The sequence below is a fragment of the Agromyces ramosus genome (genome assembly GCF_004216665.1).
Taxonomy (GTDB): domain Bacteria; phylum Actinomycetota; class Actinomycetes; order Actinomycetales; family Microbacteriaceae; genus Agromyces; species Agromyces ramosus.
Genome location: NZ_SGWY01000003.1, coordinates 821,554 through 837,750, shown reverse-complemented (window position 1 = coordinate 837,750; position 16,197 = coordinate 821,554). Strand labels below are relative to the sequence as shown.

Sequence of the window (16,197 nt, the reverse complement as noted above, 5' to 3'; positions counted from 1 at the left end):
GTGGGCTCGCACGGCCGGGTCGTCGTCGTCGGCTCCCTGAACGTCGACTCGACGAGCTACGTCGAGGCGTTCCCCGCGCCGGGTCAGACGATCCTCTCCCACGGCTTCCGCGTGGCGCTCGGAGGCAAGGGCTCGAACCAGGCGGTCGCCGCGCACGTCGTCGGGGCATCCGTCGAGCTCGTCGCGCGGATCGGCACGGATGCCGCGGGCGACTTCGCGCTGGCGACCCTCGAGCGGTTCGGGCTGTCGACCGGCGCGGTCGGTCGCGAGGCGGACGCCCCCACCGGCGTCGCCCAGATCACGGTCGCGGACTCGGGCGAGAACACGATCATCGTCACGGGCGGCGCCAACCTCGCCCTGACGCCCGCCGCCGCCGAGGCCGACTCCGGGCGCATCGCGTCCGCGGCGGTCGTGCTCACCCAGGGTGAGCTCCCGGTGGCCACCATCCAGCGCGTCGCCGAGCTCGCGGCAGACGCGGGCGTGCGCTTCGTGCTGAACCTCGCGCCGCCCGCGCCGGTCGATGCGGCGACGCTGCGGTTCGCCGACCCGCTGGTCGTCAACGAGCACGAGGCGCGCGCGGTGGGCCTCGGCACGGATGCCGCCGGCGCATCGCTCGACGCGTGGCGCGAGCTCGCGGCATCCGCCGTCGCCCGGACCGCCCGCTCGATCGTCGTGACGCTCGGCTCGGCCGGTGCGGTGGCGGCCTCCGCGGACGGCTCGTGGACGGCCGCCGCCCCCCGCGTCGACGCCGTGGACACGACCGGTGCCGGTGACGGCTTCACCGGCGCCCTCGCCGCATTCCTCGCGGAGGGGCGACCTCTCGACGAGGCGTTGCGATTCGCGGTCGCCGCGGGCGCGCTCGCGGTGCAGTCGCGCGGCACGGTCGACTCGTACGCGCCCCGGCACGCGGTGCTGTCGTCTGCCGGGCTCACGGACGCGCAGGACCCCGCATGACGGTGCCCGTGATCGTCGACTGCGACCCCGGGCACGACGACGTCTTCGGACTCTGGCTCGCGGCGGGGCATCCGTCGCTCGAGCTGCTCGCCGTCACGACGGTCGGCGGCAACGTGTCGATCGAGCACACCAGCCGCAACGCGCGCATCGCGCTCACCGTGGCCGGCGTGACCGGGGTGCCGGTCGCCGCGGGCGCCGCGGGGCCGATCGCACGCGCGCTCGAGACCGCGGAGTGGATCCACGGCGAGAACGGGCTCGGCGGCCCGGTGCTGCCCGAGCCGGCGATGCCGCTCGACCCGCGCACGGCGACCGAGCTCATGGCCGACACCCTGCTCGCCTCACCCGATCCCGTCGCGATCGTGGCCACGGGCCCGCTCACCAACGTGGCGATCCTGCTGCGCGACCGTGCCGACGTCGCGTCCCGCATCCGCGAGGTCGTGTGGATGGGCGGATCGACCGGGCGCGGCAACGTCACGCCGTACGCCGAGTTCAACGCGTGGGTCGATCCCGAGGCGCTCGCCCTCGTGGTCGGCAGCGGCATCCGCTTCACGATGGTCGGGCTGAACGTCACGCACCGGGCGCTCGTGACCGCGGCAGTGCGCGAGCGGCTCGGCAGGGTCGGCACCGCGACCGCGGCGTTCGGCGACGAGCTGCTCGAGTTCTTCTGCCGCACCAACGCCGAGGTCTTCGGCATGCCCGACGGGCCGCTGCACGATCCGGTGGCGGTGGCGGTGCTCGTCGACCCCGACGCCGTCGCGCTCGCGCACACCCGCCTCGATGTCGAGCTCGCCGGCACCGAGACGGCGGGCGCGACGAGCGTCGACCTCGACGGGATGCTGCGGCGGGAGCCGAACGCGTGGGTGGCGACCCACCTCGACGTCGACCGGTTCTGGGGCCTGCTCGAGGCGGCGATCGCGCGGCTCGCCTGAGCTCGGCGCTCCGACGGATCCGTCGCGGCTAGAGGTCCGACTCCGTCGGCTCCCGGCGCACGAGCTCGTGCACGCCCGAGAGGATCTCCTCGGGCCGGAACGGATACCGCTCGATCTCGGCCTGGTCGCTGATGCCCGTGAGCACGAGCACCGTGTGCAGCCCGGCCTCGATGCCCGCGACGATGTCGGTGTCCATGCGGTCGCCGATCATGGCCGTGTTCTCGGAGTGCGCGCCGATCTTGTTGAGCGCCGACCGGAACATCATCGGGTTCGGCTTGCCCACCACGTACGGCTCCTTGCCCGTGGCCTTGGTGATCAGCGCGGCGATCGCCCCGGTTGCGGGCAGTGGGCCATCGGCCGACGGGCCCGTGGCATCCGGATTGGTGACGATGAACCGTGCCCCGTTGCCGATCAGGCGGATCGCCTTGGTGATCGCCTCGAACGAGTAGTTGCGGGTCTCGCCCACCACGACGAAGTCGGGATCGGTCTCGGTCATCACGAAGCCCGCCTCGTGCAGGGCCGTCAGGATGCCGGCCTCGCCGATGACGAACGCCGTGCCGCCGGGCAGCTGCTGCTTGAGGAAGTCGGCGGTCGCGAGCGCCGAGGTCCAGATGCGGTGCTCGGGCACGTGCAGCCCGCTGGCCCGCAGCCGCGCCGACAGGTCGCGGGCCGTGAAGATCGAGTTGTTCGTGAGCACCAGGTAGGGCGTACCCGCGTCCTCCCACTGCTGCAGCAGCTCGGCCGCGCCGGGCAGGGCGTGGTTCTCGTGCACCAGCACGCCGTCCATGTCGGTGAGCCAGCACTCGACTTCATCACGTCGTCCCATGTGCACAGACTAGGGCGCGAAGATCACAGCCCGATGAACAGCGGATGCCGCCGGGTCGCACGCGCGACGCATGTGCTACGCCGTGACCCAGATCGCCTGGGCCGCGCCGCGGGGGAGCGTGTGCGCCCGATCGGCGACCGTGACGCTCACGGATGCCGCCGCGGCATCCGTGACCGTGAGCACCGTGTCGAGCCCGATGCCCGCGTCGTCAAGCGCGCGCAGCACCGCGGGATCGCGGTCGCTGATGCGCACGACGGCGCCCTCGTGGCCCCGCTCGGTGTCGGCGAGGAGCACGGCGTTGCGCGGTTCGAGCGTGCCGGCGGCCGACGGGATGGCGTCGCCGTGCGGGTCGCGCCCCGGTCGCCCGAGCCGGGCGTCGATCGCCTCGAGCAGCCGGTCGGAGATCGCGTGCTCGAGGATCTCGGCCTCGTCGTGCACCTCGTCCCAGCCGTACCCCATCTCCTGCACGAGCCAGGTCTCGATGAGGCGGTGGCGGCGCACCACCGCGAGGGCGCGCGCGAGACCGGCATCCGTCAGGCGCACCGCGCCGTAGGGCACGTGCGAGACGAGTCCGGCCGCCGCCATCTTCTTCACCATCTCGGTGACCGACGACGGCGCGACGCCGAGGCGGTCGGCGAGCACCTTCGGCGTGATGGGGTCGGGCTGCCATTCGGTGTGGGCGTACACCGTCTTGAGGTAGTCCTCGATCGCAGGGCTCGTGGCAGGCATCGGCCTCAGGATAGCGGCAGGTTCGACACCGCGGCGCTCGGCCGCCGATGGCTGAATCGTGTCAATTTGGCCCCCGGGTCTTGACCGCCCCTCCTTCGGGGGCTACGTTCGACTTCGCACGGAAAGCGCTATCCCACCGACGGGCCATGAGCCCAGAGAAGGATTCGACGATGAATCTCGGTACCCATCCATTCCGCGCTGCGCTGGCGGTGGCTGCCGCCGGCTGCCTGATCGCCGGCGTCGCCCAACCGGCGACCGCGGCACCACCCGACGCCGTGCCGGCGGGCATCGCGCAGCTCGAGGCGCTCGACCGCGGCCTCGTCGCGGTGTCGACGAGCGAGGGCGTGTTCCTCAGCTGGCGCCTGCTCGCCTCCGAGGCGACCGGCGCCACCGACACGGGCCTCGCCGGCCCCGACTTCGTCGTCTACCGCGACGGCACGAAGCTCGCGACCGTCAGCGACAGCACCAACTACGCGGATGCCGCGGGCTCCGCGACCGCCCGGTACACGGTCGCCCCCGTGGTGAACGGCATCGAGCTCGAGGCATCCGCCCCCGTCTCGGCCTGGGCCCAGGGCTACCACGACCTGCCGCTGCAGAAGCCGGAGGACGGGATCTCACCGAAGAGCGTGGCCTTCCCCGACGGGCAGCCTTACACCTACTCGGCCAACGACGTCTCCGTCGGAGACGTGGACGGGGACGGTGCGTACGAGTACATCGTGAAGTGGGACCCCTCGAACTCGCAGGACGTCTCGATCAAGGGCTACACCGGCCCGGTCTACATCGACACCTACGAGCTCGACGGCACGCTGCTGAACCGCCTCGACCTCGGCGTGAACATCCGTGCCGGCGCCCACTACACGCAGTTCCTGGTCTACGACTTCGACGGCGACGGTCGTTCCGAGACGATGCTGAAGACCGCGCCCGGCACGAAGTCGATCACGTACGACGCCGACGGCACCGTCGCGAGCGAGTCGTACATCACCATGCCCGAGGCGGATGTCGCGGCCGGGTACGCGCACACCGACGACTACCGCCTCAGCGCCGCCGACTACGAGGAGCGCCTCACGCAGGTCTTCCAGGGCTGGACCGAGCATCCCGAGGTCGTCGCGGGCAATTGGCCTGCAACGCTCGAGGAGGCGTGGGGCATCCCGGTGACGCACGAGTACCCGCTGTCTCGCGAGAGCGCAGAGGAGCTCGTCGACCACTTCATCGACGTGTACGCTCCGTCGCGTAGCGCCCGCAACGAGCTCCGCAAGTTCGAGGGCTTCATCGTCGACGGCCCCGAGTACCTCACGGTGTTCGACAGCGCCACGGGCGAGGAGCTGCAGACCATCGCCTACAAGCCCGGACGCGACGACGACGGCCTGCTCTGGGGCGACTACGCGATGGCGCGCATCGAGCCGGCCAACCGCGTCGACCGGTTCCTGTCGGGCGTGGGCTACTTCGACGGCGAGCACCCGTCTGCCGTGTTCGCCCGCGGGTACTACACGCGCACCACGATCACGACCTACGACTGGGACGGCAAGCACCTGAAGGAGCGCTGGTACGTCGACAGCGGCCACGTGCCGATGACGAACCCGTTCAACGACTCGCCGCACGGCCGTGACGGCACGAATCCCGAGTACGCCACCATCACGACGCAGGGCGACCACTCGCTGAGCCTCGCCGACGTCGACGGCGACGGCAAGCACGAGCTCGTCTACGGGTCGGCGACGATCGACGACGACGGCAGCCTGCTCTACAGCTCGTTCGACGTGCTGCCTCCTGGCAGTGCCGCACCGGGTGCGAATGTGCGCCTCGGCCACGGCGACGCCATGCACGTGACCGACATCGATCCCTCGCGCGACGGCATCGAGATCTGGACCGCCCACGAGGGTGCCACCGGTGCGCCCTACGGTTCGGCGATGCGGCAAGCCGAGGCCCCCGGCGCCGTGCTCTTCGGCGCCTACTCGGGCCGCGACACCGGCCGCGCGATGATCGGCGATGTCCGCACGGACGTGCCCGGCATCGAGGTCTGGTCGAGCCTGCCCGGAGGCACCGACGCGAGCGGACTGCTGAGCGCGAAGGGCGAGATCCTCTCGGCCGCGACGCCCGGCACGAACATGTCGATCCGCTGGGCGGGTGACCTCACCACCCAGATCGTCAACGGCAGCGGCACCCAGACGCCGACGATCGACGACTGGACGCGAGGCCGCCTCCTCACGGCGACGGGCACGCTGACGAACAACGGCACGAAGGGCAACCCCTCACTCGTGGCCGACGTGCTCGGCGACTGGCGCGAGGAGCTGCTGCTGCGAACGACCGACTCGACCGCACTGCGCATCTACACGAGCACCGAGGTCACGACGCACAAGCTGACGACGCTCATGCACGACGTGCAGTACCGCGCTGAGACGGCCCGCCAGCAGACCACCTACAACCAGCCGGCGTACACCTCGTTCTACCTCGCGAGCGACGTCGACTGGTCGAAGGCGCCCGTGCTCACGACCCCGGCGACGCCGCGCGAGCCGACGTTCAAGGACCGTCCCGGCACGGCCCACGACGAGGTGCAGGTGCCGACCAACGTCGCCGGCATCGTGTACTACGTGAACGGCGAGCTGGTCACCGAGCCGAACGGCAAGGTCGCGGTCACCGGCGAGGCGACCGTGGTCGCCGTGCCCACCGCCTGGTACTCCATCGCCGAGGGTGCGACCTCGGAGTGGAGCGCCGAGCTCGACGACTGATCCGTCGTCGAACCGGGTGACGGACGCGCCGACCCCCCACGGCCGCATCCGTCACCCGCCCGCAGACGACCGCCCCGGGTACCGCAATTCCGTGCCGGCACCCGGGGCGGTCCCCCATGACCGCCGCGGCGCATCGCCCATGCCGCGGCGCTGCGCCGCGGCATCCGCTCACGCTCCCGTGAAGATCAGCCAGAGCAGCACGCCGTTCAGCGTGATCAGGAAGACGGATGCCGCGATGCCCGCCGCGGTCGTCGCCCAGTGGTTGCGCCACTGTCCGAGCACGCCCGCCTTCGCGGTGAGGGCGACGAGCGGCACGAGGGCGAACGGGATGCCGAACGAGAGCACGACCTGGCTGAGCACCAGCGAGAGCGTGGGGTCGAAGCCGAGCCACAGGATGGCGAGCGCGGGGATCAGCGTCACCAGCCGGCGGAGGATGAGCGGCACCCGCACGCGCAACAGCCCGTACATGATCTCGGCACCGGCGTAGGCGCCGACCGAGGTCGACGCGAGACCCGAGGCGAGGAGGCCGACCGCGAAGAGCGTCGCGATGGCCGGGCCGAGTGCCACGCCCAGCGCCGCGTATGCGCCTTCGAGGCTGTCGGTGCCCTCGACGCCGGAGAGGTTCACGGCCGCGAGCAGGAGGATGCAGAGGTTCACCGTTCCGGCGATCGCCATGGCGATCGACACGTCCCAGCGCGTGGCGCGCAGCAGCCGGTTCGTCGGCACGGCAGTCGCGGTGCCGGGCAGGAGCTCGGGCTGGGCATCCGTTCCCCGTCGGATGCCGAAGCCGTGCCACGCACCACGCTCGCGCCCGCCGGCCTGCTCACCCGGGCGGGTCGCGAACCGGTCCCTGCTGAGCGCCGAGTGCGCGTAGATGGCGTGCGGCATGATGGTCGCGCCCAGGATCGAGGCGGCGAGCAGCACCGAGTTGGCGTCTGCGAAGCGCGGCACCAGGCCCGGGAGGATGCCTGCGGGAGACGGCGGCGCGACGAACACGCCGACCGTGAACCCGATCGCGATGATCACGAGCAGGCCCATGATCACGAACTCGAAGGTGCGCGGACCGCGCCGGGACTGCAGGACGAGCAGCACGATCGAGACGGTGCCGGTGATGAGGCCGCCCCAGATGAGCGGGACGCCGAACAGCAGGTTGAGTGCGACCGCGCCGCCGATGACCTCGGCGAGGTCGGTGGCCATGGCCACGAGCTCGGCCTGCAGCCAGTAGGCGCGTCGCCCCCACCGACTGCGGATGCGGCCGCCGAGCACCTCGGGGAGGCTGCGGCCGGTGACGATGCCGAGCTTCGCCGACAGGTACTGGATGAGCCAGGCCATGACATTGCCGAGCACCACGACCCACACGAGCAGGTAGCCGTACTGGGCGCCCGCCGTCATGTTGCTCGCGACGTTGCCGGGGTCGAGGTAGGCGACGCCCGCCACGAGCGCCGGGCCGATCAGCCAGGCGACGCGCGGGATCGAGGGCTGGGACGACGGGCGGCGCGGCGTCGCGTCGGTGACTGCGGATGCCGCGGCCTCGGCGGGTTCGGGCACGTGCTTCTCCGTCGGCACGTCGTCGCGATTGCCGGGCTGGGGATCGGTGGCGGTTCGGGGCCGCGTCGCTGCGGCATCCGGGGATTTCGGCATACCGAAAGATTACACAGATTTCGGCGAACCGAAAACCCTCCGCCCGGTGTGTGGGCACCCGTTCCCGGGGGATCGCGTCGTGCGTGGGTGGAGCGGGTTCCCGGGCCTCGGACGGTCACCGGGGCCCTGGTGTGCGGGGTCGTTGCGGCTGCCCGGGTAGCGTTGCAGCGTGATCCACGAGACCGACGCCGAGCGGGCGGACGCCCAGGCCGAGCACGCCGAGCATGCCGACCGCGCCGAGCATGCCGACCGCGCCGAGCACGCCGAGCCCGCCGAGCCGACCGTGCCGCAGGGCGCCGGACCGTGGCCCGGCGGGCGTGTCGCGTGGCCCGACGATCCCCGCTACGACCCCGAGCTGCTCGAGCACGGCGACGCCCGCAACGTCGTGGACCGCTACCGCTACTGGCGCATGGACGCGATCGTGGCCGACCTCGACACGCGGCGGCATCCGTTCCACGTCGCCATCGAGAACTGGCAGCACGACCTGAACATCGGCTCGATCGTGCGCACGGCCAACGCGTTCGCCGCCGAGACCGTGCACATCATCGGTCGTCGCCGGTGGAACAAGCGCGGTGCGATGGTCACCGACCGCTACCAGCACCTGGCCTACCACCCGGATGTCGCCGACTTCGTCGCGTGGGCGCGCACGGAGGGCCTGCCGATCATCGCGGTCGACAACGTCGAGGGCTCACGCCCGGTCGACGACGTCGACCTCCCCGAGCGGTGCGTGCTGCTCTTCGGCCAGGAGGGACCGGGCCTCAGCGATGCGGCGCTCGCGGCCGCCGATCACGTGGTGGAGATCACGCAGTACGGCTCGACGCGCTCCATCAACGCCAGCGCGGCCGCTGCCATCGTCATGCACGAGTGGGTGCGCAGGCACGCTCGTCGCTGAGCTCGGCCCGAGCCCGGGGTCGGGCGTCGGTCTCGGCCTCGGCGGCCGCCGTGGCCGGTGACCGGGGCGATTCGGTGGACGCCCTGCGTACCCGCGCGGCCCGCAGGACCAGCAGCCCGCCGGCGATCATGAGCACGACGACGACCGCGGTCCCGCCGAACAGGGCGAGCGCACCACCCGCCTCGTACGCCACGCCCGAGAGCGCCGCGGCGAGCGTGGCGGTGAGCAGGCCGAAGGCGCGCATGAGGCCCTGCGAGGCTCCGGCCCTGGCAGCGGGCACGGCCTGCGCCATCGCCGCGGCCGCGCCGATGAACGCGAGCGCCTGGCCGGACGACTCGACGAACCCCACGCCTGTGGCGACCCACGGGTCGCCGACCACGCCGTAGAGCGCCACGATCGGCACGAGCACGACGGCCCCGCGCACGAACGCCGAGACCCCTCCGCGGCGGTCGGCGAGTCGGCCGGCCCAGCTCGCGACGAGCGCGAAGGGAACGGCGAACAGGGTGTAGCTGAGCGCCGTGAGCCACTCGCTCGCTCCGATGTCGGCCATGAACCGCGGCCAGATGGCGTCGTAGGCGCCGGTCGGCACCATCACGGCGCCGTAGAGCAGCAGCACGCCGACCACGTGCGGCGAACGCAGCAGGTCGAGGCTGACGCGAGGCGGTGGGGCGGGGTCGGCGGATGCCGCGGCGCCGTGGACCCCCGTCGCACCTGCCGCCGCGGCATCCGTCGTCTGGGCGGCCGCCGCTGCACGCTCGCGGAACGTGAGTGCGACCGGGATCACGCCGAGCAGCACGACCGCGCCCGACCACGCGAGGATGGTGCCGGGCGTGGTGAACGCGATCGCGAGGCCCGAGGCGAGCGGGCCGAGCGAGACGCCCGCGAGCTCGGCGGCGCCGAGGCGGCCGAGCGACTCGCCGGCGCGTGCGGGGTCGGCACGCACGAGCAGCGCGCTCGCGGCGGCCATGAACGCGCCGAAGCCGAAGCCGCCGAGCGCACGTCCGGCGATGAGGTGCCAGGATTCGGTGGCGAGGGCGGATCCGAGCAGGGCGGCCGCCATCAGCACCATCCCGACGACGCCCATCGTGCGTGCGCGACCGCGATCGGCGTAGGGCGCGACGATGAGTTCGGCGGCGAGCGAGGCCGCGAACCCCGCCGCGGCGACGAAGCCGATGTCGGCCGTGGAGATGCCGAGCTGCGACTGCAGCGACGGCAGCAGGGGGAAGATGACCATGGCGCCCGAGGACATGAGCACGGTCGCCGTGACCACGCCGATGGTGAGGCGCCGCCGGTCGCCGTCGACGGCGTCGCGCTGCACGCCCGCTCTTATCCGCATGGACAACAAATTAGCACTCGTTGTCCGCTTGGACAAGAGCGGTACGATGGACGCATGGTGACCCGCCTCGACCCCGCGGCGCGGCGTGAGCAGATCCTCGCCGCGACGCTGCAGCTCGTGGCACGCGACGGCTTCGCACGGGTCACGCTGCGCGACGTCGCCGCCGAGGTCGGCGTCGTGCACGGGCTCATCCGCCACTACTTCCCCACCCGCGAGCAGCTCGTCGCCGAGGCGTTCGACGCCGCGGTGCTCGCCGAGCTCGAGAACGACGAGGAGGTCGCCGAGCGGGTCGAGCCCGTCGAGGCACTGGCCGACTGGCTCACCTCGACCCCGCGCGACCACTACTTCGTCTGGATCGACGCGTGGAGCGAGGCGCCGCGCAACCCCGAGCTGCACGCCGCCCTCAGGCGTCATCATCGCGATTGCGAGCGACGGCTCGCGCGCATCATCGAGCGCCTCGACGAGGCGGGGCTCGGCACGAGCGCCGACCCGGCTTCCGATGCCCGCATGCTCACGGCGCTCGTCGACGGCATGGCGGTGCAGCACCACGCGATCGGCCTCGTGAGCCGGGAGGAGGCGGACCGGGTCGTGTTCACCGCCGCGGAGGAGCGTCTCGGCCTGGCGCCGGGAACGCTCGAGCACTCGCGCCCGACGGCCGTGCGCGGGCAGTGGGCCGCGAACCCGGGCGCCTGACCCCGCCCGCTCGGATCGCAGCTCCGGCTGAACCCGCGAGCGGTGCCCGGCGCCGGCCCCCCGCCGCGTGTCGGCGGGTCGCGCGCGCGCCCGCGCACGAGACTTGACCCGATGCCCGTCGTCGACAACGCGATCTACCGGGGCGGCCGCCGGGTCGCCACCCCGGCCACCCTCGAGGAGACGTTCGAGAGCCGCCAGACGCACGGCGGATTCGCCTGGATCGGGCTCTATCGACCCACCGACGCCGAGCTGGACGCGCTCGCCAGCGAGTTCGGGCTCCACCCGCTCGCGATCGAGGACGCGAGGAAGGGTCATCAGCGGGCGAAGCTCGAGCGCTACGGCGACACGCTGTTCGTCGTGCTCCGTCCCGCCCGGTACCTCGACGACGTGGAGCAGGTCGAGTTCGGCGAGCTGCACGTGTTCATCGGTCCCGATTTCGCCATCACGATCCGCCACGCGGAGTCCCCCGACCTCGCACGCGTGCGACGGCGACTCGAATCCTCGCCCGACCTGCTCGCCAAGGGGCCGGAGGCGGTGCTCTACGCCGTGCTCGACGAGGTCGTCGACGAGTACTCGCCCGTCGACGCCGGCCTCGAGAACGACATCGACGAGATCGAGGAGCAGCTCTTCTCGGGCGACCCCGAGGTGACCCGGCGCATGTACGACCTCGCGAGCGAGGTGATGGAGTTCCAGCGCGCCACCCGGCCGCTCATCGCGATGTTCGAGGCGCTCGAGCGCGGGTTCGAGAAGTACGCGGTCGACCTCGAGCTGCAGCGGTACCTGCGCGACGTGAAGGACCACGTGATCCGCATCGTGGAGCGCGGCGACACGTTCCGCCAGCTGCTGCAGAACGCGCTGCAGGTGCATTCCACCCTCGTGGCCCAGCGCCAGAACGAGGAGATCCGCGTGCTCTCCGAGACGGCCCTCGCGCAGAGCGAGCAGTCGAAGAAGATCTCGAGCTGGGCCGCGATCATCTTCGCGCCGAGCCTCGTCGCGGCGGTCTACGGCATGAACTTCGTCTACATGCCCGAGCTCGACGAGCCGTGGGGCTACCCGTTCGCCGTCGCGCTCATGCTCGGCTTCGCCGGCGGCCTCTACCTGGTGTTCAAGCGCCGCGGCTGGCTCTGAGCGGATGCCGCGGGGCGCCCGCGCCGCGACCGGGCGCCGACTTCGCGCGGATGCGGCATCCGTCCTTCCCGCGGCATCCGATCGCGGTTAGCGTTGGGGCATGACCGAGATCACCGACGATCTGCCCGCCCGCCTGCTGCACGAGGAGCACGTCGGATGGAAGGCGATCCTCGACGGTCGCGGCGGCGAGCACTACCAGCGCGCGATGACCCGCGACGCGCTCATGGTCGTCGAGGGGGCGATGCTCGGCCGCGACGAGATCCTCGCCGCGTTCCGCAGCACACCGCCCTGGGAGTCCTACGAGTTGCACGAGCCGGCCGTGATCCGCCTCGGCGATCGGGCCGGCATGGTCGTCTACCGTGCGGTCGCGCGACGCGGCGGCGACACCGTGAACCTGCGCATGTCGACGACGTACCTGTACGACGACGGCGCGTGGCACGTCGCCGCGCACCAGCAGACGCCCGCCTGAGCGTTCGACGACGGCGAGCGGATGCCGCGCATCCGCTCAGCCGATGAGGCTCGGCTGCAGGTCGCGCAGCGTGCGGTGATGCGTCATGCGGGTCACGCCGACGGCGGGTGCAAGTTCACCGGATCACAGGTTCGCGAGCCCCGCCCCGATGATGACCACGCCGATGAGGAGCACGATGAGCGCGGTCACCGTGACGCTGTTGCGCGAGAGCCAGTCCTTCGCTTCGAGGAGTCGCGGCTCCATGCCCTTCCGATCGACCAGCGACAGGATGACCGGAACGGCGACGGTGAGGGCGCCGATGATCGTGTAGATCGCGATCACGATCGCCGACTCCCCCACGGAGAGGTTCGCGGCACGGATCGCGAGGCCGGCCGCGATGGCCAGGAGCAGGCCTTTCGGCCGGGCGTTGAGGGCGAACGCGATGCCGAAGGCGCTCCACGGTCCCAGCTTGTCGACCGAGGCGAGCCACTTCGGGAGGGCGTCGGAGGGATGGCGACGGGCGCGACGCCACTCGACGATCGCGACGACCACGAGCGCGATGCCGACGAGGATTCCCGCCACGGCGATCGCCGTGGCCTCGCGACGGCCGGTCCGCGGGGCGGGGATCACCTGGGCGCCGAGCGTGCAGACGGTCACGACCACGGCCATCCCGAGCACCCACCCGATGAGGAACGGGAGCGCGGTCTTCGTGCCCTTCGGGGAGAGCAGGATGACGATCGTCGCCATGATCGGCACCGAGCTGATCGCCACGGCGAGCGCGATGGGGAGGATGTGGCCGATCGCCTGGAGCATCCGTCACGCCCGTCCTGCTACTGCAGCGCCGACGTGAGCCGTGCGACGCCGTCGAGGAACGTGGCGGACGCCGGCTCGCGCTGCCACTCCTCGAGGGTGAGCTCGCGGCCGATGGAGCGGTACCCCTCCTCGACCTCGCGCATCTCCGAGACGAACGAGCGCCCGCGCACCAGCAGCGAGATCTCGAAGTTGAGGTTGAACGAGCGGATGTCCATGTTGCTCGAGCCGATGACCGCCACGTCGTCGTCGATCGAGAGGTGCTTGGCGTGCAGGATGAAGGGACCCGGATAGAGCCAGATGCGCACGCCCGCGCGCAGCAGGTCGCTGTAGTACGAACGCTGCGCGTGCCACACGGAGCCCTGGTCGCCGATCTCGGAGACGAACAGCTGCACGTCGAGGCCGCGGAACCTCGCCGAGGTGATGGCGTACATCATCGCCTCGTCGGGCACGAAGTAGGGGCTCGTGATGATGACCCGCTCCTGGGCGGAGGACACGAGCGAGAGGAACAGCCGGAGGTTGTTCTCGGCCTCGTACGCGGGCCCGCTCGGCACCACCTGGCAGACGAGCGCGTCGGGCGATGGGTCGGCGGGAACCGCGGCGGCCGGCACGTTCTCCTCGTCGCCGAGCAGTTCGTCGGTCTCGCTGTACCAGTCGGACAGGAACACCGCGTTGATGGCGGTCACCGCCGGTCCGGTCACCCGGGTCACCAGCTCCTGCCACTGCAGGCCCCGCTTCAGGTTCTTCTCCGAGTCGTAGCTGCGGTCGATGAGGTTCTGCGACCCGGTGTACCCGACCAGGCCGTCGACGACGACGAGCTTGCGGTGGTTCCGCAGGTCGGGGCGCTGGTACTTGCCCTTCGTCGGCTGCACGGCGAGCATGTAGCTCCACTTCACGCCGATGCGGTCGAGCTCGGCGATGGTCGCCGCGTGCAGGGAGACGCGCTTGGACGCCACGTAGTCGAGCAGCAGGCGCACCACGACGCCGCGCTGCACCGCTCGCTCCATGGCGGCGAAGAACCCCTTGGTGGTGTCGTCGAGGGCGACGATGAAGAACTCGACGTGCACGAACCGCGTCGCCGTGTCGATGTCCGCGGCCATCGCGTCGATCGACCCGCGGTAGTCGCCGATGAGCCGTGCCGCGTTGCCGCCGACCGCCGGCAGCGCGCCGAGCCTGCGGTTCTGCTCCACGACCGACGCGAACCAGGCCGGCCATTCGGCGCGGCCGTCGGGCAGGTCGAGCCGGTCGCCGCGCTCGGCGATCATCCGGTTGATCTCGAGCTGCCGCTCACGCCGCGCCTTGGGCAGCTTCGGGCTGCCGATCACCAGGAACAGGATGATGCCGACGAACGGGATCAGGAAGATCGCGAGGAGCCAGGCCATGGCGGCCGAGGGCTTGCGATCGCGGGGGATGATGATGAGCGCGGCGATCCTGATGGCCAGGTCGGCGAGGATCAGGATGCCGCCGACGATGTTGGCGGTCTCGGCGCTCACGCCGGCCCACTCGTTCGGTGCATGGGACCACCGGCCATCGCGCCTCCCAGTACGGTCGCGCCGGCCGGCGCTCGCCGCGCCCGCCGGTCAGTCGTCTGAGTATGGCACCGCTGTCGCCCGCGTGAAAGGGCGACGCCGGGTCAGTCGGTGCCGAGGTCGAACGCCGCCGCCTCGTTCGCGGCATCCGTCGCCGCCTCGAGGTCGGTCTCGACCTCGCCCGCGGTGATCTCGGCGGCCTCGCCCGTCTGCAGGTCGCCGACGAGCTCGGCGGTCGCCCCGCCGACGATGCCCTGCACCGCGTACTGCTCGAGGCGCGCTCGCGAGTCGGCGATGTCGAGGTTGCGCATCGTGAGCTGGCCGATGCGGTCCTCGGGTCCGAACGCGGCGTCGCCGACCCGTTCCATCGAGAGCTTCTCGGGGTGGTAGCTGAGCGCGGGACCCTGCGTGTCGAGGATCGTGTAGTCGTCGCCCCGGCGCAGGCGCAGCGTGACCTCGCCGGTCACGGCAGAGCCGACCCAGCGCTGGATCGACTCGCGCAGCATGAGCGACTGCGGGTCGAGCCACCTGCCCTCGTACATGAGGCGTCCGAGGCGGCGACCCTCCGCGTGGTAGTTCGCGATGGTGTCCTCGTTGTGGATCGCGTTGAGCAGGCGCTCGTACGCGATGTGCAGCAGCGCCATGCCCGGTGCTTCGTAGATGCCGCGGCTCTTCGCCTCGATGATGCGGTTCTCGATCTGGTCGGAGACGCCGAGGCCGTGACGGCCGCCGATCGCGTTCGCCTCGTAGACGAGGGCCACGGCGTCGGCGAACTCCGTGCCGTTGATCGCGACGGGTCGCCCGGCCTCGAACCGGATCGACACCTCCTCGGTGGCCACCTCGACGTCGTCGCGCCAGGCGGCGACGCCCATGATCGGCTCCACGATGTCGAGGCCGGTGTCGAGATGCTCGAGGCGCTTCGCCTCGTGCGTGGCGCCCCAGATGTTGGCGTCGGTCGAGTACGCCTTCTCGGTGGAGTCCCGGTAGGGGAAGCCACGGGCGACGAGCCACTCGCTCATCTCCTTGCGCCCGCCGAGCTCGGTCACGAACGCCGCGTCGAGCCAGGGCTTGTAGATGCGCAGCCGCGGGTTGGCCATGAGTCCGTAGCGATAGAACCGCTCGATGTCGTTGCCCTTGTAGGTGGAGCCGTCGCCCCAGATGTCGACGCCGTCCTCCTTCATGGCGCGGACGAGCAGCGTGCCCGTGACCGCGCGGCCGAGCGGCGTGGTGTTGAAGTAGGTCTTGCCGCCCGAGCGGATGTGGAACGCGCCGCACTGCAGGGCCACGAGGCCCTCCTCGACCAGGGGGGCCTTCGCGTCGACGTGGCGCGCGATCTCGGCGCCGTACTCCTTCGCGCGGCTGGGCACGGCCGCGATGTCGGGCTCGTCGTACTGCCCGATGTCGGCCGTGTACGTGCACGGCACGGCGCCCTTCTCCCGCATCCAGGCGACCGCCACCGAGGTGTCGAGGCCACCGGAGAAGGCGATGCCGACGCGTTCGCCGACGGGCAGGCTGGAGAGGACTTTCGACATGCCCTCCAGCCTACTTGGGCGGATCCG

Annotated in this window: 14 protein-coding genes; 7 read left to right on the top strand and 7 right to left on the bottom strand. The window is 71.5% G+C overall.

Translation table 11 applies throughout. The features are described 5' to 3' along the window. Nucleotides 1–954, top strand: coding sequence for a ribokinase (locus tag EV187_RS15905; RefSeq protein ID WP_130353999.1), 954 nt, complete (start codon nucleotides 1–3; stop codon nucleotides 952–954). Then, nucleotides 951–1,883, top strand: a complete 933-nt coding sequence (locus EV187_RS15900; RefSeq protein ID WP_130353998.1) for a nucleoside hydrolase — start codon at nucleotides 951–953, stop codon at nucleotides 1,881–1,883. Before EV187_RS15905 ends, EV187_RS15900 begins: the two co-directional genes overlap by 4 nt. A 28-nt stretch (nucleotides 1,884–1,911) precedes the next feature. Here EV187_RS15900 and EV187_RS15895 read toward each other — a convergent pair whose 3' ends face one another. Together EV187_RS15895 and EV187_RS15890 are read right to left on the bottom strand one after the other, a co-directional pair. Next, on the bottom strand, nucleotides 1,912–2,709 hold the full coding sequence (locus tag EV187_RS15895) for an HAD-IIA family hydrolase (RefSeq protein WP_130353997.1): 798 nt from the start codon (nucleotides 2,707–2,709) through the stop codon (nucleotides 1,912–1,914). Nucleotides 2,710–2,784: 75 nt separating this feature from the next. Further along, on the bottom strand, nucleotides 2,785–3,438 hold the full coding sequence (locus EV187_RS15890; protein WP_130353996.1) for a metal-dependent transcriptional regulator: 654 nt from the start codon (nucleotides 3,436–3,438) through the stop codon (nucleotides 2,785–2,787). A 170-nt stretch (nucleotides 3,439–3,608) separates the two neighbouring features. Between EV187_RS15890 and EV187_RS15885 the strand changes: the two genes are divergently transcribed. Beyond that, entirely contained in the window at nucleotides 3,609–6,161 is a 2,553-nt protein-coding gene (locus tag EV187_RS15885; RefSeq protein ID WP_130353995.1) for a rhamnogalacturonan lyase, read from the top strand. 168 nt (nucleotides 6,162–6,329) lie between these two features. Here the strand turns inward: EV187_RS15885 and EV187_RS15880 are convergent, their stop codons facing one another. Then, nucleotides 6,330–7,802, bottom strand: a complete 1,473-nt coding sequence (locus EV187_RS15880; RefSeq protein ID WP_130353994.1) for an Nramp family divalent metal transporter — start codon at nucleotides 7,800–7,802, stop codon at nucleotides 6,330–6,332. Between the two features lie 283 nt (nucleotides 7,803–8,085). Here EV187_RS15880 and EV187_RS15875 point away from each other — a divergent pair, with 283 nt between their 5' ends. Next, on the top strand, nucleotides 8,086–8,694 hold the full coding sequence (locus tag EV187_RS15875; protein WP_242609658.1) for a TrmH family RNA methyltransferase: 609 nt from the start codon (nucleotides 8,086–8,088) through the stop codon (nucleotides 8,692–8,694). Here EV187_RS15875 and EV187_RS15870 read toward each other — a convergent pair. Beyond that, nucleotides 8,657–10,030 (bottom strand): MFS transporter, encoded by a 1,374-nt coding sequence (locus tag EV187_RS15870; RefSeq protein ID WP_130353993.1) that lies wholly within the window; start codon nucleotides 10,028–10,030, stop codon nucleotides 8,657–8,659. The two genes, EV187_RS15875 and EV187_RS15870, sit on opposite strands and share 38 nt — an antisense overlap. Before the next feature lie 54 nt (nucleotides 10,031–10,084). On the opposite strand from EV187_RS15870, the gene EV187_RS15865 reads away from it, so the two are divergent. The 3 genes from EV187_RS15865 to EV187_RS15855 all read left to right on the top strand — a co-directional run bounded on the left by EV187_RS15865 (nucleotide 10,085) and on the right by EV187_RS15855 (nucleotide 12,320). Then, nucleotides 10,085–10,723 (top strand): TetR/AcrR family transcriptional regulator, encoded by a 639-nt coding sequence (locus EV187_RS15865; protein WP_130353992.1) that lies wholly within the window; start codon nucleotides 10,085–10,087, stop codon nucleotides 10,721–10,723. A gap of 111 nt (nucleotides 10,724–10,834) precedes the next feature. Continuing rightward, a complete protein-coding gene (locus tag EV187_RS15860) occupies nucleotides 10,835–11,851 on the top strand; it encodes a magnesium and cobalt transport protein CorA (RefSeq protein WP_130353991.1) in 1,017 nt (338 codons plus the stop codon). A 100-nt stretch (nucleotides 11,852–11,951) separates the two neighbouring features. Next, nucleotides 11,952–12,320: a nuclear transport factor 2 family protein gene (locus EV187_RS15855; RefSeq protein ID WP_130353990.1), complete on the top strand. Its 369-nt coding sequence runs from the start codon at nucleotides 11,952–11,954 to the stop codon at nucleotides 12,318–12,320. A gap of 123 nt (nucleotides 12,321–12,443) precedes the next feature. Here EV187_RS15855 and EV187_RS15850 read toward each other — a convergent pair whose 3' ends face one another. The 3 genes from EV187_RS15850 to argG all read right to left on the bottom strand — a co-directional run bounded on the left by EV187_RS15850 (nucleotide 12,444) and on the right by argG (nucleotide 16,170). Continuing rightward, nucleotides 12,444–13,112, bottom strand: coding sequence for a GAP family protein (locus EV187_RS15850; protein ID WP_130353989.1), 669 nt, complete (start codon nucleotides 13,110–13,112; stop codon nucleotides 12,444–12,446). A 17-nt stretch (nucleotides 13,113–13,129) separates the two neighbouring features. Next, nucleotides 13,130–14,602 (bottom strand): cardiolipin synthase, encoded by a 1,473-nt coding sequence (gene cls, locus EV187_RS15845; RefSeq protein ID WP_130353988.1) that lies wholly within the window; start codon nucleotides 14,600–14,602, stop codon nucleotides 13,130–13,132. Between the two features lie 140 nt (nucleotides 14,603–14,742). Next, nucleotides 14,743–16,170 (bottom strand): argininosuccinate synthase, encoded by a 1,428-nt coding sequence (argG, locus tag EV187_RS15840; RefSeq protein WP_130353987.1) that lies wholly within the window; start codon nucleotides 16,168–16,170, stop codon nucleotides 14,743–14,745. Nucleotides 16,171–16,197: the final 27 nt, after the last annotated feature.